Source organism: Asanoa ferruginea (assembly GCF_003387075.1).
GTDB classification, from domain to species: Bacteria; Actinomycetota; Actinomycetes; order Mycobacteriales; family Micromonosporaceae; genus Asanoa; species Asanoa ferruginea.
Genome location: NZ_QUMQ01000001.1, coordinates 288,628 through 309,146, shown reverse-complemented (window position 1 = coordinate 309,146; position 20,519 = coordinate 288,628). Strand labels below are relative to the sequence as shown.

20 protein-coding genes and 1 tRNA gene are annotated in these 20,519 nt (G+C 69.2%); 11 read left to right on the top strand and 10 right to left on the bottom strand.

Translation table 11 applies throughout. From position 1 onward, the window contains the following. Positions 1-148 precede the first annotated feature (148 nt). The 5 genes from DFJ67_RS01460 (at position 149) to DFJ67_RS01440 (ending at position 3,632) form a co-directional block, all read left to right on the top strand. Positions 149-748: a DsbA family protein gene (locus tag DFJ67_RS01460; RefSeq protein WP_409362961.1), complete on the top strand. Its 600-nt coding sequence runs from the start codon at positions 149-151 to the stop codon at positions 746-748. A gap of 76 nt (positions 749-824) precedes the next feature. Beyond that, positions 825-1,082, top strand: coding sequence for a hypothetical protein (locus DFJ67_RS01455; protein WP_147315383.1), 258 nt, complete (start codon positions 825-827; stop codon positions 1,080-1,082). A gap of 54 nt (positions 1,083-1,136) precedes the next feature. Then, complete coding sequence (locus tag DFJ67_RS01450; RefSeq protein WP_116066208.1) at positions 1,137-2,324, top strand: DUF1015 family protein; 1,188 nt, start codon at positions 1,137-1,139, stop codon at positions 2,322-2,324. A gap of 13 nt (positions 2,325-2,337) precedes the next feature. After that, positions 2,338-2,808, top strand: coding sequence for a ribose-5-phosphate isomerase (locus tag DFJ67_RS01445; protein WP_116066207.1), 471 nt, complete (start codon positions 2,338-2,340; stop codon positions 2,806-2,808). A 41-nt stretch (positions 2,809-2,849) separates the two neighbouring features. Continuing rightward, positions 2,850-3,632 carry a hypothetical protein gene (locus DFJ67_RS01440; RefSeq protein WP_147315382.1) on the top strand — a complete coding sequence of 261 codons (783 nt, stop codon included), beginning with the start codon at positions 2,850-2,852 and terminating at the stop codon, positions 3,630-3,632. Here DFJ67_RS01440 and DFJ67_RS01435 read toward each other — a convergent pair whose 3' ends face one another. Next, positions 3,633-4,223: a uridine kinase family protein gene (locus tag DFJ67_RS01435; protein WP_116066205.1), complete on the bottom strand. Its 591-nt coding sequence runs from the start codon at positions 4,221-4,223 to the stop codon at positions 3,633-3,635. A 79-nt stretch (positions 4,224-4,302) separates the two neighbouring features. On the opposite strand from DFJ67_RS01435, the gene DFJ67_RS01430 reads away from it, so the two are divergent. Continuing rightward, a complete protein-coding gene (locus DFJ67_RS01430; RefSeq protein ID WP_116066204.1) occupies positions 4,303-7,719 on the top strand; it encodes a tetratricopeptide repeat protein in 3,417 nt (1,138 codons plus the stop codon). Here the strand turns inward: DFJ67_RS01430 and DFJ67_RS01425 are convergent. Next, the gene (locus tag DFJ67_RS01425; RefSeq protein WP_116066203.1) at positions 7,716-11,072 is read right to left on the bottom strand and encodes a tetratricopeptide repeat protein; all 3,357 of its coding nucleotides are present in this window, start codon (positions 11,070-11,072) and stop codon (positions 7,716-7,718) included. The genes DFJ67_RS01430 and DFJ67_RS01425 overlap by 4 nt on opposite strands. Beyond that, the gene (locus DFJ67_RS01420) at positions 11,069-11,503 is read right to left on the bottom strand and encodes a hypothetical protein (protein WP_116066202.1); all 435 of its coding nucleotides are present in this window, start codon (positions 11,501-11,503) and stop codon (positions 11,069-11,071) included. The genes DFJ67_RS01425 and DFJ67_RS01420 overlap by 4 nt, the downstream gene beginning before the upstream one ends. Positions 11,504-11,669: 166 nt before the next feature. Here DFJ67_RS01420 and DFJ67_RS01415 point away from each other — a divergent pair, with 166 nt between their 5' ends. Continuing rightward, entirely contained in the window at positions 11,670-12,152 is a 483-nt protein-coding gene (locus tag DFJ67_RS01415; protein ID WP_116075463.1) for a carboxymuconolactone decarboxylase family protein, read from the top strand. Positions 12,153-12,203: 51 nt separating this feature from the next. Here the strand turns inward: DFJ67_RS01415 and DFJ67_RS43595 are convergent, their stop codons facing one another. The 3 genes from DFJ67_RS43595 to DFJ67_RS01400 all read right to left on the bottom strand — a co-directional run bounded on the left by DFJ67_RS43595 (position 12,204) and on the right by DFJ67_RS01400 (position 14,066). After that, entirely contained in the window at positions 12,204-12,560 is a 357-nt protein-coding gene (locus DFJ67_RS43595) for a hypothetical protein (RefSeq protein ID WP_116066201.1), read from the bottom strand. A 19-nt stretch (positions 12,561-12,579) separates the two neighbouring features. Beyond that, a complete protein-coding gene (locus DFJ67_RS01405) occupies positions 12,580-13,161 on the bottom strand; it encodes a dihydrofolate reductase family protein (protein ID WP_116066200.1) in 582 nt (193 codons plus the stop codon). 65 nt (positions 13,162-13,226) lie between these two features. Beyond that, on the bottom strand, positions 13,227-14,066 hold the full coding sequence (locus DFJ67_RS01400; RefSeq protein WP_239097425.1) for an AraC family transcriptional regulator: 840 nt from the start codon (positions 14,064-14,066) through the stop codon (positions 13,227-13,229). Between the two features lie 21 nt (positions 14,067-14,087). On the opposite strand from DFJ67_RS01400, the gene DFJ67_RS42180 reads away from it, so the two are divergent. Together DFJ67_RS42180 and DFJ67_RS01390 are read left to right on the top strand one after the other, a co-directional pair. Continuing rightward, complete coding sequence (locus DFJ67_RS42180) at positions 14,088-14,306, top strand: hypothetical protein (protein WP_147315381.1); 219 nt, start codon at positions 14,088-14,090, stop codon at positions 14,304-14,306. A gap of 261 nt (positions 14,307-14,567) precedes the next feature. Next, a complete protein-coding gene (locus tag DFJ67_RS01390; protein ID WP_116066197.1) occupies positions 14,568-15,323 on the top strand; it encodes a DUF6338 family protein in 756 nt (251 codons plus the stop codon). A 152-nt stretch (positions 15,324-15,475) separates the two neighbouring features. Here the strand turns inward: DFJ67_RS01390 and DFJ67_RS01385 are convergent, their stop codons facing one another. Together DFJ67_RS01385 and DFJ67_RS42175 are read right to left on the bottom strand one after the other, a co-directional pair. After that, positions 15,476-16,396 carry a hypothetical protein gene (locus DFJ67_RS01385; RefSeq protein WP_147315379.1) on the bottom strand — a complete coding sequence of 307 codons (921 nt, stop codon included), beginning with the start codon at positions 16,394-16,396 and terminating at the stop codon, positions 15,476-15,478. Positions 16,397-16,546: 150 nt separating this feature from the next. Continuing rightward, positions 16,547-17,344, bottom strand: coding sequence for a hypothetical protein (locus DFJ67_RS42175; protein WP_147315378.1), 798 nt, complete (start codon positions 17,342-17,344; stop codon positions 16,547-16,549). A 1,373-nt stretch (positions 17,345-18,717) separates the two neighbouring features. Between DFJ67_RS42175 and DFJ67_RS01380 the strand changes: the two genes are divergently transcribed. Beyond that, positions 18,718-19,185, top strand: a complete 468-nt coding sequence (locus DFJ67_RS01380) for a hypothetical protein (protein WP_116066195.1) — start codon at positions 18,718-18,720, stop codon at positions 19,183-19,185. Between the two features lie 76 nt (positions 19,186-19,261). Then, positions 19,262-19,453 (top strand): hypothetical protein, encoded by a 192-nt coding sequence (locus DFJ67_RS01375; protein WP_116066194.1) that lies wholly within the window; start codon positions 19,262-19,264, stop codon positions 19,451-19,453. 152 nt (positions 19,454-19,605) lie between these two features. On the opposite strand, the gene DFJ67_RS01370 is transcribed toward DFJ67_RS01375, so the two are convergent. Both DFJ67_RS01370 and DFJ67_RS01365 read right to left on the bottom strand, forming a co-directional pair. Further along, positions 19,606-19,679: transfer RNA gene (locus tag DFJ67_RS01370), tRNA-Gly, on the bottom strand. Positions 19,680-19,720: 41 nt separating this feature from the next. Next, on the bottom strand, positions 19,721-20,389 hold the full coding sequence (locus tag DFJ67_RS01365) for a hypothetical protein (RefSeq protein ID WP_147315377.1): 669 nt from the start codon (positions 20,387-20,389) through the stop codon (positions 19,721-19,723). Positions 20,390-20,519: the final 130 nt, after the last annotated feature.

Here is a 20,519-nt window from a genome sequence, read left to right as displayed (position 1 = left end):
GAGTCTTCCATGCCCGCCAGAGCGAACCACGGTAACCCACGTCACGCGCGGTATCAGGTGCGGAAAGGGTCGGACGAGGGTGAATATCAGGGTACGTACCCCCCACCGCCGGAAGGCTTACGCCGTGTCCGATCGTCAAGAAGTCGACATGTATTTCGACCCCGCCTGCCCCTGGGCCTGGATCACCTCCCGCTGGCTGCTGGAAGTGGAAAAGGTCCGCCCGCTCGACGTCACCTTCCGGGTGATGAGCCTGGCCGTGCTCAACGACGGTCGGGACCTCGACGAGAACTACGTCAACTTCCTGCGCACGGCGTGGGGGCCGGTGCGGATCTGCATCGCCGCCGAGCAGAAATACGGCACCGGCGTGCTCCGTGACCTCTACACCGCATTCGGCACCCGCATCCACCTCCAGAAGCAGGAGCGCGGACCCGAGTTGTACGCCGCCGCGCTGACCGATGCCGGCCTGGACCCCGCGCTGGCCGCCGCCGCCGACAGCACCGACTTCGACGACGCGCTGCGGGCCAGCCACGAGGCCGGCATGAAGCCGGTCGGCATGGACGTCGGCACCCCGGTGATCCACGCACCCGGCCCCGACGGCGGTCGCGTCGCGATCTTCGGCCCGGTCGTCACGCCGGCACCCAAGGGTGAAGCCGCCGGCAAGCTCTGGGACGGCGTTCTCCTGGTCACCAGCACTCCGGGCTTCTTCGAGCTCAAGCGGACCCGCGATGTGGGTCCGATTTTCGACTGATCGGACCCTTTCCGGCTAGCCGACCGATTCGTTGCGTAGGGTGTCCGACGGCACCCTCGCATCGAAGGATCTCCCGATGTCCGATGAGATAGCCGGCGCTGCCTACTGGTCAGTCGACGAAGGCCGCTGGGAGACCCTCGTCCCGGCCCTGCCCGACTACTGCGCCGACCTGCTCGCCCCGCCGATCCTGGTCGGCGCGGCCCCCTGCGGCACCGACGCGATCGCCGCCCTCCCGAGCCTGGCGAGGCCGAGTGAATCGGGTCCGACAGCCCTTGATCGGCTCGACATGCTGGTGCCGTTTCCGCGCGAAACGCCGGTCGCGGCCACAGCCTGAGACACCGCCCGGGTGTCGGTCGTCACGCCGGCACCCATCGGTAGCGTTTCGGACATGACGATCGTGCACCCGATCGCCCGGGCCTGGATCACCACCGGCGGCACCGGCGCGCAAAACTACGACGAGTTCGCCGACGACAACGAGATCACCGCGATCATCGCCGACAACCCGCGCAGCGCGCTCGCGATCGAGATGCCGCACCGCGCGCCGTCCGCCTCCGGAGCGTCGTTCCTGGACTCGCTGGGCGCCGCCGCCCAGCGCCTCGCCGACGCGAAAGACGACGGCAGCTACACACCGGCCGACGGCGTGGTCGTGCTCTACCGAATCACGGCTCCCGGCGAGGAGCCGGCCTACGGCATGTTCGCGACGGTCGACACCGACCAGATCTCGACCAGTGCCGACGAGCCCGGCCTGGTGATCCGCAACGAAGACGTGTTCATCGAGAAGGTGCGCGAGCGGGTCGCCCTCGCCGAGGCGGTCGGGCACCTGCTGTCGCCCGTACTCCTGCTGCAGACTGGTCGTGGCGCGGAGTTGCAGGCCGCCCTCGCGGCGGCGTGCGACGCGGCCGGCGCGCCCGCGGCGACCGACCTCGACCAGGCGGGCCGCACCCACGCGATCTGGCCGCTCGGCCCCGGCGCGACCCAGGACAACCTGCTCGCTCTGGCCAGCGGGGGCGACCTGGTCGTGGCCGACGGCAACCACCGCAGCCTGGCCGCCCAACTCGGCAAGCTGCCGCGCTTCCTCGCCGTGATCACCACCCCGGCGTCGGTCGCGATCCAGCCCTACAACCGGCTGGTCTCGGAGCTGACCGTCACCCCCGCGTCTTTGCTCGACGCGCTGCGTTCGGCGGGCGCTTCGGTCACCCCGGTCTCAGATCTCAACCCCACATCCGTCATCGTGTACGCCGCCGCCGCCTACGCCGTCGAGTTGCCGCACGACCCCAATGCCGGCCCGGTCGACAACCTCGACCACGCGCTGGTCGAGCGGGTCATCCTGCGCGACGCGCTGGGCCTCGAGCCGGGCGACAAGCGGATCACCTATGTGGGTGGTGACTACCCCGCGTCGTGGCTGGTCGGCGAGGTCAACGCCGGCCGCGCCGAGCTGGCGATCCTGATCGCCCCGGTCACCGTCGACGACTTCGTCGCGGTCAACCTCGCGCGGGCCAAGATGCCACGAAAGAGCACCTGGTTCACCCCGAAGGCGCGAGGTGGCCTGGTGCTCGCGGAGCTGGGCACGCACTGAGAGACTGCTGACCATGCGCGTCTACCTCGGCTCCGACCACGCCGGCTTCGAGCTCAAGTCCCACCTGGTCACCTACCTCGCGACAAAGGGCTACGACGTGGTCGACGTGGGTGCGCACACCTACGACGAGGGCGACGACTACCCGGCGTTCTGCCTCCACACGGGCGCCCGGGTGGTCGACGACGAGGGCAGCCTCGGCATCGTGATCGGCGGCTCGGGCAACGGCGAACAGATCGCGGCAAACAAGATCAAGGGTGTACGCGCGGCGCTGATCTGGAACCTTTCCACCGCGCAACTGTCCCGAGAGCACAACGACGCCAACGTCGCTGGTGTCGGCGCCCGGCAGCACACCCTCGACGAGGCGACGGCGTTGGTCGAGGCGTTCCTGTCGACGCCGTTCTCGGGCGCCGACCGGCACGCGCGGCGGATCGCCGAGGTCGCGGGGTATGAGACTTCCCAGGACCTGCCGGCCCTGCCCTCCTGACCGGGGCAGCGGATCGCGTCGTCGGCGAGGAGGATCCGGCCATGGATCCTGCCTCGGGTAGCCGACGCCTCGGAGCCGGCGCCGTGGCCGTCGTGGTGCTGGTCGCGCTCACCGTGCTCTGGCGGCTCGGCTACATCGGCCCTGACGAGACGTCACCGATCGTCTCGCCGGCGCCCGCGTCGACCGCCGCCGTCGGCGGGCCGCGGATCGTCGTGGGCTATGGGATGCCGATCGGCTACGGCGACGGCCACTCCCACGTGATCAACCCGGTCACCGGTGACTACCGCGCGGTGGAGGGCAACCTGCACACGGTGTCGCCCGACTTGCACTGGGCGGTGCTGTCGGTCGAGCGGGTCGGCGAACTACCGCAGGCGTTCGACTTCTGGCTGTTCGACACGGTGTCGGGCCGCAAGACGCTGCACCTGGGCCAGTTGCCGTTCAGCCACGTGCGCTGGTCCGCCGACGGCCGGTGGTTGTCCTTCGCCCGGGTGAAACTGGTGAACAAACAGGACTCGTGCGTCGACGAGGTGCGGTTCGTGGAGGTCGAGACGAGCCGCGAGCACAAGGTCCCGGTCCCGTGTGACTACGGCCGCGTGGTTCCGCTGGGTTGGACTGGCGTTGGGTTGGCCTTCTCGACGACGGTGGTGCAGCCGACGGGCGAACTCGTGCCCGTTTCCCCTGTTGTTTACGGCCCCGAGTTGCTCGGGGCGAGTTCGCCCGCCCGCTTGCGCGAACTGGCCGGCGATGGCGGGCAGGTGTTCCCGGCGCCGGCGGCCGCGCTGCCTTCGACGGCAGCCGTCAACGCCATCCCGATGCCGTCGTGATCAACTTGCAGCTCGGATGATGGCTGCCACCGCGTCGGCCACTGCCTCGGGTGGTCCGGTCGCGTCGACGACGTGGGTCGCGCGGGCGCGCTGCGGGACGACCAGCCTGCGGTGCGCCGGCAGCAAGGTGCGGGTGAGGTAGGGCTCGCGGTTCTCCGCGGCCGGCGGCCGGCCCAGTCGCCGCCGGATCAGCTCTTCCTCCGGCAGGTCGAGGTAGACGCGGACGTCGAAGCTCCGGGCGACGGCCGCGTCGTGCAACGCGAGGTGCCCGACTAGCAGCACGGTCTTTCGTGGCACGACCCGCCGTTCCCGGAAGCCGGCGGCGCGGCTCTCCCGCGACCGGGCGTCGACGACGGTCGGCCGGCCCGCTTTCAGGTCGGCCAGGTGGGCTCGCAGGTCGTCCCAACGCCACAGCGCCGGGTCGTCCCAGTCGACGACGGTCCGGCCGGCGGCGGCGAGTGCCGCCCGCCCGATCACCAGGTCGTCGAGCGACAGCACGGACAGGTCAGCACCGAGGCGGGCCGACAGCGAGCCGGCGAGCGTCGTCTTGCCGCTTCCGGTCCCACCGGTCACCGCGACGAACAGGCTCACGCCCGGACGCTATCGGGCGTGGGGTCGATACGCTGACCGTGGCGTGTGGGCGCCGCCCGCGCGGCCGTTGGAGGTTGGCGTGTCGGTCACCCAGGTCGTCAACGTCGAGAGTGGATACGGCTACGGCCTCATCGGCGCGGACATGCACGTGTTCCAGGACCGTGGCCCGGTCTACGTGCTCACCCGGCGGCTGCCGGCGGTCCCGAAGGAGCCGAGCTGGCTGCCCGATCAGCCCAGCCGGCTGCTCAACGCCCGCCACCGGATCGTGCCGTTCACCGGGCGGGAGAGCGAGCTGGCCCGGCTGACCGGTTGGCGCTCGGGTACGGGACTGTCCGCCCTGCTGCTGCACGGGCCGGGTGGTGCGGGCAAGACCCGGCTGGCCGCCGAGTTCGCGGACGCGAGCGCCGCCGTCGGGTGGAAGGTGGTGGACGCCCGGCACGGGCCGGGGTCGGTGAGCCCACCGCCGGGCAGCCAGGACCTGACCCTCGACGGTGTCGCCGGCCTGCTCATGGTCGTCGACTACGCCGACCGGTGGCCGCTGACCCACCTGGCCTGGCTGCTCAGCAACGCCGTGCTGCACCGGGCGGTGCCGACGCGGCTGCTCCTGCTGGCGCGTTCGCCCTACGCCGCCCGCGCGATCCGATCGGCGATCGAGGAGCTCGACGGCTCGATGGACGTCATGGCGCTCGGGCCGCTGCCGGGCGACCGGAAGCGGATGTTCCTGGCGGCCCGCGACGCGTTCGCCTTCCGCTACGGCGTCGTCCCGGAGACCGTCGCCGTGCCGGCGCGTCTCGACGAACCAGCGTTCGCCCTCACGCTGACCGTGCACATGGCCGCGCTGGTCGCGGTCGACGCCCTCCACCGGGGCGGCGAGGTGGCTGACGACCCGGCCGGGCTGTCGGCACACTTGCTCGACCGCGAAGACGGGCACTGGCAGCGCCTTTACGAATCCAGAGTAGACGGTCTGGAGTTCGAGACCACCTCGGCGGAGATGACCCGGCTGGTGTTCACCGCGGCGCTCACCGGTGCGATGCCCTACGACCGTGGTGTCGAGATCCTGCGCACGCTCGACCTCCCCGGCCACCCTGACCGCTTGTTGGCCGACCACGCCCGTTGCTACCCGCCGACCGATGCCCTCACCGCGTTGGAACCGCTGTATCCGGACCGGCTGGCCGAAGACTTCCTGGCGCTGACGCTGCCCGGCCACCCGGCCCACGGTCACCATTCCCGGCCCTGGGCGCCGTCGACCATGGCGACCCTGGTGCGGGGCGGCGCGGCGACCTACGCCGGTCGGGCGCTGACGTTCCTGGCCGCGGCGGCCGCGCCGGGGCGATGGCCGCACGTCGCCGCGCACCTCGCCGCGGTGCTGCGCGACGCGCCCGAGCTCGCACTGAGCGGTGGCAGCGGCACCCTGACCGTGCTGGCCGAGGTCGAGGATCTCGATCCGGCCGTGCTGGCGGCCCTCGACCCGCTGCTGCCCGCCCGTGGCCAGGCCGACCTCGACCTCGGCATCGCGGCGATCACCCGCCGGCGCACCGATCAGGCGGCCGCGTCGGGCCTGACCGGTGAGCCGCTCGCCCGCCAGTTCGTGACACTCGCCCGTCGCTACCTCAACGCCGGCCTGCTCGAGCCGGCCCTCGACGCCGCGCTGCGGGTCGCGCCGCTGGCCGGCGAAGGCGGTGCGGTGGCGGCCGCCGGCGCCTACGAGCAGAGCCGGGCCCTCAGCGGGCTCGGCCGCCGGGTCGAAGCCGAGGCGGCCGTCGCCCGGGCCGTCGACATCTACCGCGACCTGGTCGACCAGGGCGACGACGCCTACCTGCCGCGGCTGGCCGACGCGCTGCACCTGCTCGGCCGGGAGTCCACGAGACCGGAGCCGAGCCGGATGGCCCAGGCCCTCGCCCAGACCGAGGAGGCCGTGGCGATCTATCGGCGGCTCACCGACGCCGAGCGTCCCGAGCTGGCGGCCGCGCTCAACAGCCTCACCATCCGGCTGCTGGAGCTCGGCCGGGCAGCCGAGGGCTCGGCCGCCGCCCTGGAGGCGGTCACGATCCGGCGGGAGCTGGCCGAGCGCGATCCCGGCACGTTCCTGCCTGACCTGGCCACCTCCCTCAACAACCTGGGCAACGCGCTGGCGTCGACCGGCCGGCACCACGAGGCGCTGGCGGTCAGCCGGGATGCGGTGGCCATCCGTCGCCGGCTGGCGGAGACCAACCCCTACGCGTACGAGCAGGCCCTCGCCCTGGCTCTGAACAACGTCGGCACGCGCTTGGCGGCGCTGGGTCACGCCGGCGAGGCGGTCGCGGTGCTCCGCGAGGCCGAGGCCAAACTGCGCGGGCTGGTCGAGTCGAACCCGGCGGCCAACCGCCAGTTCCTCGGCCTGGTCCTGGTCAACCTGGCCGGCTCGCTCCCGCCGACCCAACCGCAGGAGGTTGTCGCGGTGACCGCCGAGGCCGTCGAGATCTTCCGCGGGCTGGCCACCGAGCGACCCGACAGCTACCTCGGCGGCCTGAGCAAAGCACTCAACAACTACAGCGTCGCGTTGTCGTCGGCGGGCCAGAACCGAGCGGCGCTCACGGTCATCGAGGAGGCGGTGGCGGTGCGGCGGAGGCTGACCCGCACCGACCCTTCCTGGCGGCCCGAGCTCGCGGATTCGATCGAGAATCTCGCCACCACGTTGCGGAACCTCGGCCGCGACCGCCCGGCGACCGCCGCGGAGGGGGAGGCGGCCGTGATCCGCGCGCAGCTGACCGGTGCCGGGGACCCGGTGGCGAAGGCGCGGGCCACCGTCGCCGCGGTGCGGGCCGGCGGCAGCCGGGCGGATCAGGCCGCGGCCCTGGCGCGGCTCGGGAGCATCCTGGCGCAGACCGCACCGCTGGACGCCGGTGATCCGCTGCACGACGCGACGCGCATCTACCGGACGCTGGCCGCCGCCGAGCCCGACGCCTACCAGCCGCAGTTCGCCGCCGTCCTACAGGCCGAAGCGATGACCTACCTGGCGGTGGGACGGGCCGACCCGGCCGCCGAGGTCGCCGACGAACTGGTGACCCTGCTGCGGCCGCTGGCCGACCGCGCGCCGGCCTTCCACCAACCCGCTCTCGCGCGGGCCCTGACGCTGCTGGCCACGGCGGAGGGCCAGCTCCGCGAATACGCCGACGGCGAGCAGAGCGCGCAGGCCGCCGTCGCGCACTATGACCAGCTCGTCCGGCAGGCACCCCACGTCTTCAAGATGGAGCGGAAGGCGGCCCGCATGCTGGAGGGCCAGCTCCGGATCGCACCGCGCGTGGAGGCCAAGCTGCGCAAGCGAGCCATCCGCTACGGGTTCGGGCCATCCATCATGGACCGGTTGGGGCTGACGTCCGGCCCGGTCCTGTTCATCGGCCTGATCCTGCTGGGTCTTGTGGGGATCGTGGTCGCCGTCGTGGTGTTCGTCGTCACCCTGCCGTGGACCATCGTCTCGCTGGTCCGGCGGGTGATCCGCCGGGCCCGAAACACCTAGCGCCGCTTACGTCGAAGGTCCTTGACCAGCCCCCGGGCCCGGGCAAGGTCTGCCTCGAAGACGCCCGGCGACACCCGTGCCAGCGCCTCGAAGATCTCGACCGACTCGGTTCCGGCGCGGTGCGCGTCCTTCGCCCGGCCCGCCGCGAAGAGGGCGATGCAGAGGTTGGTCAGCGCGGTGGCCAGCCCGCCGGCGAAGCGGCCCGGGCTGGTGCCCGTGAGCCGCCGGTAGCTGCTGACCGCTTCCTCGGCGGTCGCCAACCCTTCGGCGAGCCGGTTGAGGGCGAGCAGATCGGCGACCAGGTTGGTCAGCGAGGCGGCCAGCTCCGGTTCGAAAGCCATGGGGTTCTCGGCGGCCAGCACCCGCCGGATCGCGACCGCCTCCTGAGTGGCGGCCAGTGCTTCGGTCTGCCGCCCGACGAACGCGAGGACGAGGCCGAGGTTCGCCAACGACGCCGACAGCCCCGGCGCGGCGACCGCCGGATAGCTCGTGGACTGCTGCCGGTAGAGCGCCACGGCCTCGGTCGCCGCGGCGAGCGCCTCCTCCAGCCGCCCAGCGCCGGCGAGCATGGCGCTGAAGTTGGCCAGCGCGGCCGCGAGTTCAGGGGCGTCGACGCCCCGGGTCACCACCCGCCGGCGCACCTCGATCGCCTCCGCCGTCACCGCCAGCGCCTCCTCGCGACGCCCGAGCCCCCAGCGCAGGGTGCCGTCGTTGGTCAACGAGGTCGCCAGGTCGGCGTCGAAGGCACCCGGATGGTCCGCGACGAGTCCCCGGCGGATCTCGACGGACTCGCTGGACGCGTCGAGGCCCTCGCGGAGCAACCCGGCCGCGTAGAGCCGCTTGCCCAGCGCGTCCAGCGACGTGGCCAGGCCCGGCCGATGGGCGGCGGGGTTTTCGGCCGCCAGCTGCCGGCGCGTCTCGACGGCTTCGTCGGTGGCGTCAAGGGCTTCCTCGAGCCTTCCGACGTCGGCCAGGTGCTTCCCGAGGTTGGACAGGGCCAGCGCCAGGTTGGCGACGAGGCCGGCGTTGCCACGCGCGAGTTCGCGGTAGAGCTCGACCGCCTCGCTGGTCGCCTCGCACGCCCTGGCGCGTTCCCCAAGCTCGGACAGGGCGTTGCCGAGGTTGGTCAACGAGGTGGCCAGATCGACCTCGAACGCCGTTTTGTTGGCCCTGGCCAGCCCTCGACCCATGGCGACCGCTTCCTCGGCGGCGGCCACCGCCTCCGCGTGCCGCCCGACCTTCGTCAGCAGGACGCTGTGATTCGACAGGACCCGGGCGAGGTCCGGCCCGAAGGCGGCCGGATTCGCCGCGACCATGTCCCGGTGCGCGGCGACCGCCTCCTCGGCCAGGCCCAACGCGCCGTCGAACCGGCCGACCTCGATCAGTCGTACCCGCAGGTTGTCCAACGCTCCGGCGAGATGGTCGGCGTTGTCGGGGAGATCGGTGCGCCGACGCATCGCGACGGCCTCCTCGGCCGCCTCGACCGCCTCTTCCCGCGCCCCCGCCGCGGCCAGCGCGATGCTGAGGTTGTGCAGGCCCCTGGCCAGTGCCTGCCCGAAGGTGCCCGGGTCGCGCGCGGCGAGCCGGCGATGGAGCTCGACCGCCTCGGTGGTCGCACCGAGCCCGTCGGCCCACTGCCCGAGCGTCGACAGCGCCCCGCCCAGCGTCGCCAACGAGTCCGCGAGATCGGGTTCAAAGGCCGCGCGGTCGCCGGCGACGAGATGTCGAGCCAGCGCGACCGCTTGCTGGGCCGCCTCCAACGCTTCCCGGTCCCGACCGGCATTCGACAGCAGGATGCTGAGCTCCCACTGGACGCCCACCCTTCGCGCCGGATCCGGATCGCCGGCGAGTCGGTGGGCCGCGAGTGCGGCGGCGACGGCGGCGATGCCCACGTCCAGGTCGACGTCGCGGGTGTCGGGCAGCTCGGCCTCGATGGCCTCCAGCAGCGGCACCGGGATGCTGGGCAACTCGGCAAGGCCCGCCAGCGCGGCACCGCCGGCGGCGACGGCATGGCCGGGATTGGCGAGCAGCAGCGGGTAGAGATGCCGTTCGCCCACGCTGGGCCAGCGGCCGGCCGCGGCGGCCAGGAAGGTGATCGCCCGGCTCAGATAGGGCACGTCGCCGGTGACGATCTCGGGGAGCGCGGAGGACGCCCACGGGTCGGCGGGATGGCCATCGAGCGCGTGGCCGGGCAGGCTCAGGGCAAGGAAGTCTTCCGCGAGCCGGTCAGGGTAGAGGGGCTCGAGCACGCCGCCTTCGCTCGCGTCGGCGGGCGGATAGCAGACCGCGTGGTCGCCGAGGACGCGGTCCGGGTGGGTTTCCAGATCGACCCGGCGGAGGACCGCGCTGCCGTCGCGGTGCGGCAGCGATCCGGTCAGCGCCGCCACGAAAACCGCCCGACCCATCACCCGCGGCGGGGTCTGGAAGTCGGTGCCGCTGGTGTGCAGCTTCTCCCAGTGCTCACGCTCCCGATCCAGGAGATAAGCGGAAAGACCCAGAACGCTGTCGGGGTACGGCCGCCGGTGCACCATCGCGTCGACGGAGACCAGCGCGGCGAGGTGAATGGCCAGGGTCAGCCCGTATTCGGGCTTGTCGAGCAGGCCGGCGGGCAGCGATCCGGCGTCCTGTGCGGTCCCGTAGCGGGCGGCGAAGGAGGTCCACGCGGCCGCGTACATCCGTTCGCGCTCACCCCGGTCGTCGGCGAGCGGCCGCAGTGCCTGTTCGCTGGTGCCGGCCTGAAGCCGGTCGAGCGCGGCCCGCACCGAGAGCCAGGGGACGACGCTGCGGGCCACCAGCAGCAGCCGGGTCGGCACGGCATGCTGCACGAGCGCGTTGCTGAACAGCCAGGTCAGGTCGGAGCGGGGCCATCGGTCCGCGTAGTCGACGACCAGGAGCACTCCCGCGGCGTCGCCGAGCCGCAGGTCCTCCTGGCTCGCGGCCGGCAGGATCGTGCCGACACCGGGCACCGCGTCGACGACCTTCCAACCGGCCGCGGCCGACCGCCGGGCGAACTCGTCGGCCAGCCGCGTCTTGCCCTGCCCGCCCGGTGCGTGCAGCCACCGGGCCGCCAACCGTGGCCCGCTCTCCCGCCAATCCGTCAGCGCGGCCAACTCGGCGTCGCGACCGGTGAAGCCGACCACCGCGTGGTGGGCGTTGAGCAGCCGGCTCGGCTGCGCGAGCAGCCACTCGGGTGGCACGGCGGCAGCCGGCCGGCGCGCGCGAAGCAGATAGGTCGGACCGCGGTCGGCGAACACGTTGAGGTCGGCGCCGATCACCGCGTAGGCGAAGCCACCGTCGGCACGGACGTCCTGCCGGACGCTGGTGGGCTGCCACGCCGCGCCCGCCGGGTTCATCCTCGCGGGTCCTCGTCGGACAGTTCGTGGTAAACGATGTTGCCACCCTGCACGGCGAACAGCCGCGCGTTGTCGCGCGCGACGTTGGTCTGCACCCACTGCTGTTGCTGCGCCGGCAGGGCCGCCTCGACCTGGCGCACGAGTTCACGAAGATCGGCTTCCAGCTCGGGATTGTCCTCGAGGAGCTGGGTGAACTGAAGCTGCCACAGTGGAGCCAGCGCCTGCCGGGCCCGCTCGGGCTCTGCCGACCGCTCCACCAGCGCGACGTTGGTGTCCAGCTGCGCCTCGACCGCAGCCCGGCTCTCCGGCCCCGCCTTACCGAACAGCCGCCCGATGCCGTCGCGAGCCACTTTCCACGCGTCCGTGGCGATCGCCCCCGCGAGCACCGTGCCACCACTGGTCGCCAACGCGGCGAGCGCTTCGGACAGCATCCAGGCCCCCTCGATCTCGTGGTGTGGCCAGTATCGCCGGATCCGACCCGTACGCCCGCGCCTGTGTCGCCCACCCGATGGCGCGGGTCACACGAAGGCGATGTCACGCGGACGGGCTGGCCGGCATCTCGTGTTCGACGCCAGCCACACGAGTGAGGACGAGGACATGGAACCCCGATTCAACCTGTTCGACAGCCCAACCGCCGCGAAGGCGGCCAAGCGCTTCTTCAGCGCCGCGAAGGTCCTGGAGCAGTCGACCCTGCCGAAGACCGTCCAGGAGCTGGTGTCGCTACGCGCGAGCCAGATCAACGGCTGCGGCTGGTGCGTCGACGTACACACCAAAGAGGCCGCCGCGGCCGGCGAGACCGCGGTCCGGATCAACCTGGTCGCCGCCTGGCGACACAGCAGCGTCTTCACGGAGGCGGAACGGGCGGCGCTCGCGTTCGCGGAGGAGGGCACCCGCCTGGCCGACGCCGACGAGGGCGTCTCGGACGAGACCTGGGAGTCGATCCGCAAGCACTACGACGACGACGAGGTCGGCACGCTGGTCTTCCTGGTCGCAATGATCAACGCCGCCACCCGAATGGGCGTGATCGTCCACCAGCAGGGCGGCACCTACGAGCCCGGCATGTTCGCCGCGCTCGACTAACCGATTGCCGGCTGCTCCCGGACCTAGTCAGGGTCCGGGAGCGCCGCGGACCTACGGGCGCAGCGCGTTTTGCTGGGGGTCGAAACAGATCAGTCCGTGGTCGGCGGCAAGCTGAGCGGCCCACGCGGACACGTCGTCAGCCATGCTCCAGCGCATCGGGAAGTAGACGATCGGACCCGTGGCCTCGTCCAGGAGCGGAGCCGAGGACCACGGGCAGACGTCGTCGTTGTCGTCGTCCATGTCCGGGTAGCGGGCCAGAAGCGCCGAGACGTAGGAATGGATCCGCGCACTGGGTGGATGGGTCTCATCCGAGTCGATGTAGGTCTTGTAGAGGGCCTCGAACGCCTCGGACGCGGCGACGTCGTCAGCCGGTCGCTCGCCCTCCCAAACTGCCAGGTCATAGGTCACGGTGAGGCATTCTGCCCGCTCAGCGGCGCACCTGATAACGCAGGTGAAGCACCCGGTTGCCCTGGATCGCCACGTCAGGGTCCTCCAACAGGTGCTGCGCGTCGACCGACCCGAAGTAGCGCTTGCCGGACCCGAACACGACGGGCACGACGTCCATGCGCACCTCGTCGACCAGGCCCGCGGCAAGCACCTGGCCACCGACGTTGCCAGCGGCGACCTCGACCATGCGGTCACCCGCAAGCTCCCGCGCCTTGGCCACGGCCGCCTCGACGCCGTCGACGAAGTGAAACGGCGCCTCGCGGTCCCACCCCTCGGGCGCCGGCCGGTGCGTCACAACGACGACGTGGTCGATCCCGCCCGGAGGCTTCCCGTCCCAGCCGTCAGTCAGGTCGAAGACGTGGCGGCCGACGATCGTCACACCGATCTGGTCCCAGTAGGGCCGGGTGTAGTCGTAGGACACCTGCGACACCTTCACCATGCCGCTCTCGTCCAACGCGACGTCACCGCCGGTCAACCAGTCGAACAGCGGTCCAGGCTGGTCATTGTCGTCCGCGACGAAGCCGTCCACCGACACCGAGCTGTACATGACTACCTTGCCCACCGGGCTCTCCTCTGTTCTGGGATGCCCCAAATTAGCGTGCCGTGGGCTGTCACTCTTGTAAGAAATCAATCAGCTGGCAGCGGCCAGCCGTCCAGCACGTGGCCGGGATGCTCGCGCAGGAACCGCTGCCGAACTTCGACGTAGCGGGTCGGCGTAAGCCCGGTGAACGCCCGGAACTCATGGCCGAAGTGGGCCTGGTCGAAGTAGCCCGCCCGACCGGCGACGTCGCCCCAGTCGATCGGTCCGGCGGGGTCGATCGCGAGCACGGTGGCGGTGAAGCGGTAGGAGCGGGCCAGCCGCTTCGGCGTGACGCCAATGAGCTCCTTGAACCGCCGTTCCAGATGAGTGCTGCTGACACCGGCGGCCACCCTGAGGTCTCCGATCGCCACGGTCCCGCTGCTCGCCGCGATGACGCTGCTGGTGTGGCGGACCAGCCCCAGGCCGGCGGTCCCGCACAGCCGTCGCATCAGCTCGTCTTCGAGCAGCGTCAGCATCTCTTGCGGTGTGTCCGCGGTGGCCAGCCGGTCTTGAAGCTCAGCAACGGCGGGCCGGCCCCAAACTTGCTCTATCGTCACCGGCCGGTCGCACAGCTCGGCCACGGGCATTGGCAGGAACGGCGCGAGCCCCCACGGCTTCACGTGCACACCGACGGACCGAGTCGGGACTGGGTAGGCGAACTCAAACGCGCGGGTGGGCGTGGAGATCACGCAGCCGTCGACGTATTCGGCCGACTCGATGTCGGCGCCAGCGCGGATGCGGAACGGCTCGCCGAGGTTGACGATGAGCAAAGCCGACGGATTCGGCGGCAACATCAACCGGGCGTACGGCGGTGCACCCTCCAGGTAATAAAGGTCGTCGATCAGCCCGTCCAGCGGCGACCGCGGCACTCTGGACACGTACTCCACGCCGACAGCATCGCCGCGACCGTGTTCGCGATCAACCCGGCCACCATCGAGCGGGTGCCGATCAAGGACGAGCGCCCGGCGGCGGACTCTGCCGTCGGAGCCCTGAAAAGGGACGACCGCAACCGCCGGAACGTGGCGTGGGCGAGAGGGATCGAACCCGCATCGTCGTCAGTTTGGAAGACGTCGACCGACCGGGTCACCGACCATGAAACCGCAGCTCGGAGGCTTCGTGATGTCTGAAGGAGACACCTAACGACGGGTGGGTCGGCGGGTCGTCGCGCCAGGCGGCAGCGGTGCGCTATGGTTGCGCGCTCGGAAGGGGGCCAAGTGGCTAAGGACGATCGTCGTACGCGCACCTTCGATCGGAAAGGCAACCCTCAGGGCGAGTTCAGGGAGGGGCAGCAGAAGGCACCTGGCGCCAAGAACGCGGCCGCGCAGCCAAGGCCGACGAAGTCTCCGGCGACGCCTCCGCCGAGCGGAAAGACGAAGTAGGAACCGCGGTTGGTTCCCTCGTCGCTCCTCGGCCTAGCGCTCTTCGTCCTGCTCCTTGCGCCTGGCCTGGGATTCGTGCTGCGCCAGGAGCGCATCCGACCGGTAAGAACGTACTCGGCGTTCCGCGAGACCGTGCTAGTTGTAGCTGTAAGCATCCTGTGCCTAGCCACCGCCAGCCTCATCTTCGCGTTTGCTCGGTGGCTCTGGCCAGAGCACACGCTCAACTTTGGAGGGCTGGTCCAGCAACCGGCGCGATTTGCGCGCATCCACCACATCGAGGTGACGTGGTGGTCGCTTGCCTACCTCAGTCTGGCGGTCGGAATTGGGCTGATCGCCGCCGATCCTAGGATTGTTCGGCTGACCGAGCGCCTAGCCGTTAGACGACCGCTGAGGTGGCTAACAGCGCATACAGACACCGATGTGAAGCGAGCCTCCGCCTGGTACATCGTGATGAACCTTTACGCCGATGACCCAGGTCCAATCGAGGTCGGCGCCCAGATGGAAGACGGGAGCTATCTCCGAGGTCGGCTCTCTCATTTCAATGTAGCCGCAGCGGAGACAGCAGACCGTGAGCTGATGCTCGAAAGTCCGCTCGAACTCACCACCGCTGACGGCGAAAAGGTCCCGCTCGAGTGGCAATACACGGTCGTGTCGGCCCGTCGAGTCGTTCGGCTTGACGTGTCACACCTAGCACCGGACCGCCCAAGCGAGGTGCGCGTTCCAGACCAGGCCAGCGTCGGCGCGGACGATCAGCCCGCCGCTTAGTTTAGCCAGCGCGTGGCGGGCCGGGGCCTAGAGCGCGATGCCTGGCGAAGTCACGCCCCGACCGGCGCCTTGATTTCTGGGAGGCCATTTCGGCAGTCTGGCGCGACCGAGCAGCTCACGCCCCGCGGGCAAGAGTAATCCGCGGTCACAGCCTAATCACTGAGGATCCTGTAGACCGGCAGGTAGATCTCTCCCGTTTGCGCGGCGTGCCTACGCTTGCGGAGGAGCAAGTCACCAAGGTCAATCCGACCTTCTAAGACGGCCATGAGGTCCCCGCCGTCCATGAGAATCATCAGTGACCGCTTGGCCGAAAAGCGGCTGATGGCTCTGGCTGTATAGCCATTCATCGCAACGAAAAGGCCGAGAGTGTTCTCTAAGCGATCCTCAATCTTATCCTTGAAGAAAGAGAGGTCAGGCACGTCAGTGGGTTCGGCCTCCCACTTGGCCTCAAGAAGGTAGTCGGTATTGTCGAACGTGAACGACCCGTCGAGCTGTTCTCCATCGATCTTAAAGGATGCCCGCGGGTCTAAGTCAAAAAGTGCAAAGAGTTCCCTAAGAAGCTTTTCCAATTTGTAACCGCGTGCCTGAGGCGCGCTCGGCTGGATCACGTCCAACATAAGGATGTGCAATTCGGCTAGCTTTTCTCTGACACCCTGCGTTCGGAGCGCCGTCTCGTACGCAATTCGCCGCCGCTCCTCGGCCGCCTTCTCTTCTGCCAATTGGTCAGCATGGGGTGTGATCCACCGGCGTAGCGCCTCGACCGCATGGCGCGCGTCCTCGGCTTTCTTCTTGCCGTCATCAAGCTTCTCTAGATGCCGGAAGTCGGTCACCTCAGCCACTTGAGTCATTAGGCTGAGAATTTGACCTTGATAGCGCTCCTCGTTGCGTGCCAGGACGTCAACGATGTGGCTTGCGATGTTCCGCTTTGGACCGTCCCAAGTGGCAACCGCCAAAATCTCTGGGGTCCCGGACAAGGCACTCTGTAGGAAGCTTACTAAGTCCGAGCGATACCAGTAAATCAACGAAAGGGAGTCCTTGAGTGCTGGGAACGCTCCGGGGCTGATCTTCTTCATTGATCACCAACCGAGGTTGAGGGCCTGGCAAACAGCGTATCGCCTTAACGGCATGATCAGAAACTCCGCATACGGGCCGGGCATCATCGGCCACCACTGCGCACCCGTTTAGGGACTCCGGATCAGTGCGCCCAGGGGTGAGGTATTCCGTCATAGGTCTTTCATTGATTCAGGCAATTGAACTAATTTGTACAACCATGGCGAATCTCCGCGATGGCCGGTCGCCGATAGAAACGTTTCCTCGGCCTGTTGAATGATATCCATTTCGTCAGCCTCTTCGGCGAAAGGGTCCTCATTGGCGAAAATGACGTCGATCCACCGTTGATCGTTTTTCGACCACATTGTCAGCATCCCCGGATGCCATAGGATCCAAAGAGTGTCGAGGCCAACCGACGGTGCAACGAGTGGAAGCCGATGTCCGATGAATGGCATCTCGTCGTAGGCCTCAACCGCAACTGCATCAAACATGTGGATTACAAGAAAGACATTCCTTGAAATTTGTGGTCCAGTCTTTCGCTCCAAAGCATCGATGGCTCTATCGATTTGGGGCGACGCGTCTAGAAGAATATCCAGCGCACTTCGGATCGTCACGGCATGCAAATCTCCGGGCCTGATTCGGCTCTCGACCTCGCGGAAAACGCCAGCGTAGGACTTAACTTCGACGGCGGCACGACCGGCGGCGCCAAAACACCAATCGTGTGATGTCAGTGCCTCCCGGTCGAAGAGAAGGTCGACCTGGCCGACGGTGTCAATGGATGTTGGCGGTCCGCATACGGCCGTGAGCATGAGTGCGGCAAGGTGTTCGCCTGCGCGGATCTTGAGATTGCTGACCTCTGATCCGACGGATATGAGTTCATCAACCGCATGCAACAACGTTTCGGGATCACGGACCATGATTTGGTGCCCGATCGCGTTCAGCTCCACCGACGATTTAGGAAGCCAGATCACGGCCCCACCATAGCGGGTGGAGGCTCGGAAGCGCAGCGTGCACGGACCTCTGGATTGGCCTTGCCCGAGCGAGCGACAAACCGCTCGACGACCTGGATAGTATTCTGCGCATGCCGCCATACGCTTGGCCCCTTGATCTAGAAGAGTCTGCCCGCGCCCTAGGGGCCAAGACGCAGATTGCCGGCACGTATGCCATCTGGGCAATCTGGTCGGTCGACGGGCTGGCCTATCTTGACGACCTCGATGACGATGTCTTCCGCGGCGCGACAAGGAGCATCGGCGCACACCACGTGGATACCGTTGACATCACACACGCTCGATGGGCGGTTGGGACTGCGATGACCGCTGTTGACCTAGCCGCCGCGTCTATCGGAGCACTCCATCTTCCGCACCGTCCAGACCGTGCGTACGACGTCGGGGAACTTGGCAGACCCAAGAATCAATCACAGCTCTGCTCTGGGTGCGCCGCATGGTTGTCAGACGTAGTAGATGATCCAGATTTTGCAACGCTGACAGCATTGCGCCATCCGTTCACGCACCGATCGTTGCCGCGTCATATCCACGTGCACGTCGGCGCGTCGCCGGCAGCCGGCAGAAAGATTCGGCCATGGACTAGACCGACAATGGTGTTAACCGCGGCGAGTGCCGGCTAGGCGAGCCGGGCAGGATCAGGAACCCACATCGTTTATGCAGTCTCGATCGCGACTCGACCCCGCGGCCAGCAGGGACGACGACTTCCACGTCCACGACCTGCGCCATTCCTGCAACACCGTCGCCCCACCAGCGGGCGACCGCCCGGATACCGACTAACCGCAACCACTGGAACGTGGGGTGTCCGGGGTCGCCCCCGGAGCGGGCGACGGGAATCGAACCCGCACCGTCAGTTTGGAAGACGTCAACCGGCCAGGCCGCTGAGCGCGAACGTGCAGCTCAGCGACGTGGTCGTCATGCCCGCAGGTGACCCTTGACGACCCCTTGTGGCACGCTCTACTGGCACGTGGATGGCACGGCGATCTTGGTTCTTCCCCACACCTTCGGCTCGCGGCGGGATCTCCTCTGTCGGGCAGGTTCAACCCTGCGCGGGGTTCTCCGGTCGGGTCAAGGCTCGCCGAAGGCGACCGCGAAGCGGCTTGGCCTTGGCGGCGTCGGAGGTTCCCGTGTAGCCGTCCCGGGTGCACGACCGAGGAGATCCCCACAAGATGCTGATCTCCGAGGAGGACCGGGGTCCGGGGCAGCGCCCCGCGGTTACGAAGGCTTGCTCAATCGCCACTGAAGAGAAGGCGTCGGTGGTGGGGCCGCCCCGGAGCGACCTCAAGAAGCGCGGTCAAGGCAAGTAGGCCCCGAGCGACTGACGCGATCGAGTCTGGTCCACGGTGAACGAGCTCGGCCAGCTCCCGCTGGAGGGACGCTGCCTGGCGCGGGTTGAAGCAAGTGTCATCCAATGGGTCGACTCCGGCGAGGAGCGGATAGGCGGCCGGGTCGTCGTTGACGAAGTCGCACAACGCGTTGACGTCTGCGGTGCTGGACGGCAGTCGCTCGACGACCGTGCCGGTGAACTCTTCGACATGCACAGAGATTGCCACGTGACGATGATGCCGGAATGGCTGGTGAGCGGGAGACTCGCGAGCCAAGTGGCCGGCCGGCACGCCGCGCGAGCGCGGCGCCTTGATCTCATAGAGCGCTATCCGGCGAAGGAGCGGGCCACGCACCTCTGCTGTGGGATCAGGGGTCGCCCGCAAGCGGGCCTCCACCTCGGCGACCTCAACCACACCCAACAGAAGGGAAGGGCTGTCATGCCCTTGGTTCGTGCTGCCCACGTTTCCCTGGTCCCTCTGGCGTGAGAGCGTCGGCTGCGGCCGGGAGTTCCCAGCCGGCCCGGCCGCATCGCCATGCCCGGCGTGCGCGGGGGTGGTCCTGATGGGCATCGCCGCGTTCAGCCGCGCCCTAGCCGGCTCCGGCACGATCGCCGTCGGTGGCTCCGCGGCGACCGTCGTCGAGATTTGCTGCCCTCGCTGCCTCGGCTGGCGCAAGCCCCGCCGATTCGACACCCACGCCAACGCCTGCACTCAATGCAAGGCCACCCTCGCCCGGGAGGTGTGGCGCCCATGACTTGCGGCCAGCGAGATCGCCGACGCGATGGCCAAGTGGATCGAGAAGCCCGCGGGGTTACCGGGGACCGCAACCACCGGACCGTGGGGTATCCGGGGGTCGCCCCCGGAGCAAGGATGGCTCCATTTCTTATGACCGGAGGTCATAAGAAATGGAGCGGGCGACGGGAATCGAACCCGCACCGTCAGTTTGGAAGACTGAAGCTCTGCCATTGAGCTACGCCCGCGGGTGCGCCGCGGGCGCACATCCGACAGCGTACTGGCTCGCTCACGACGCCGCGCGGAGCGGGGGTGTCGCGATCTCCAGCAGCGCCGCATCGGAGGAGACCGACGTCACCGACACCTGCAGACAACCCGGCCGCGACCGGATGGACGCCGTCCCTCCCAGTAGCCGCGCACCCCGGACCAGCACCGCGGCCATTTCCTGGTCGGCCAGCCGCACCCCGAAGATGCCGCCTCGCCGCTGCCGGCCCGCGGCCAGTGACGCCGCCTGCCAGGCCCGCCGGGCGAGTGTCTCGCGCCGCGCGTTGTGTGGCGACGAAGCACCCACCGGGTCGGTCCGCAGCAGGAAGTGCCGACCCTGCCGCCACGCCGAGGTCAATCGCTGCGAAGTCTCGAAGAAAACAGCGGCCGGCACCGTCACCCGGTGCACGAAATACTGCCGCCGCCCGCCGCCGACCAGCGTCGCGCTCGTCGCGGAAACGCCCAGGTCGGTCAGGAGTTTGGCCAGCCGGGCCGCGGCCTCGGGCTGGTTGAACTCCGCCAGGGTCTGTTCCGGTGCCTCCGGCAGCACCCGGAGCGCCGCGCCGGCCCAGGCCGGCGCGGCGTCGGTGCCCGACAGAGCGGGCGTGGGTCCGGGTGCCGGCCCGGGCCCAGGTCTGAAGTCGCCCGCGAAATCCGCCCCCGTGCCGGATCTCGGTGCCGGAGAGCGGCCCACGCCGGTGCATCGGATGAGGCAGGCCGCCTCGAAGGCTGCGGGCAGTGACCGCATGGCCGCGGATTCAGTGGTTTCACGCTGCATGGCCATCGTCATCGCCTCCGGGTTCAGCGTGGCGGTCCGGCCGTTC

Bases quoted from the DNA above. Each gene is read 5' to 3' on its own strand.
- DFJ67_RS01460 (WP_409362961.1), top strand. From the start codon at position 149: ATGTATTTCGACCCCGCCTGCCCCTGGGCCTGGATCACCTCCCGCTGG.
- DFJ67_RS01455 (WP_147315383.1), top strand. From the start codon at position 825: ATGTCCGATGAGATAGCCGGCGCTGCCTACTGGTCAGTCGACGAAGGC.
- DFJ67_RS01450 (WP_116066208.1), top strand. From the start codon at position 1,137: ATGACGATCGTGCACCCGATCGCCCGGGCCTGGATCACCACCGGCGGC.
- DFJ67_RS01445 (WP_116066207.1), top strand. From the start codon at position 2,338: ATGCGCGTCTACCTCGGCTCCGACCACGCCGGCTTCGAGCTCAAGTCC.
- DFJ67_RS01440 (WP_147315382.1), top strand. From the start codon at position 2,850: ATGGATCCTGCCTCGGGTAGCCGACGCCTCGGAGCCGGCGCCGTGGCC.
- DFJ67_RS01425 (WP_116066203.1), bottom strand. From the start codon at position 11,072: ATGAACCCGGCGGGCGCGGCGTGGCAGCCCACCAGCGTCCGGCAGGAC.
- DFJ67_RS01420 (WP_116066202.1), bottom strand. From the start codon at position 11,503: ATGCTGTCCGAAGCGCTCGCCGCGTTGGCGACCAGTGGTGGCACGGTG.
- DFJ67_RS01415 (WP_116075463.1), top strand. From the start codon at position 11,670: ATGGAACCCCGATTCAACCTGTTCGACAGCCCAACCGCCGCGAAGGCG.
- DFJ67_RS01385 (WP_147315379.1), bottom strand. From the start codon at position 16,396: ATGAAGAAGATCAGCCCCGGAGCGTTCCCAGCACTCAAGGACTCCCTT.
- DFJ67_RS01375 (WP_116066194.1), top strand. From the start codon at position 19,262: ATGGGCATCGCCGCGTTCAGCCGCGCCCTAGCCGGCTCCGGCACGATC.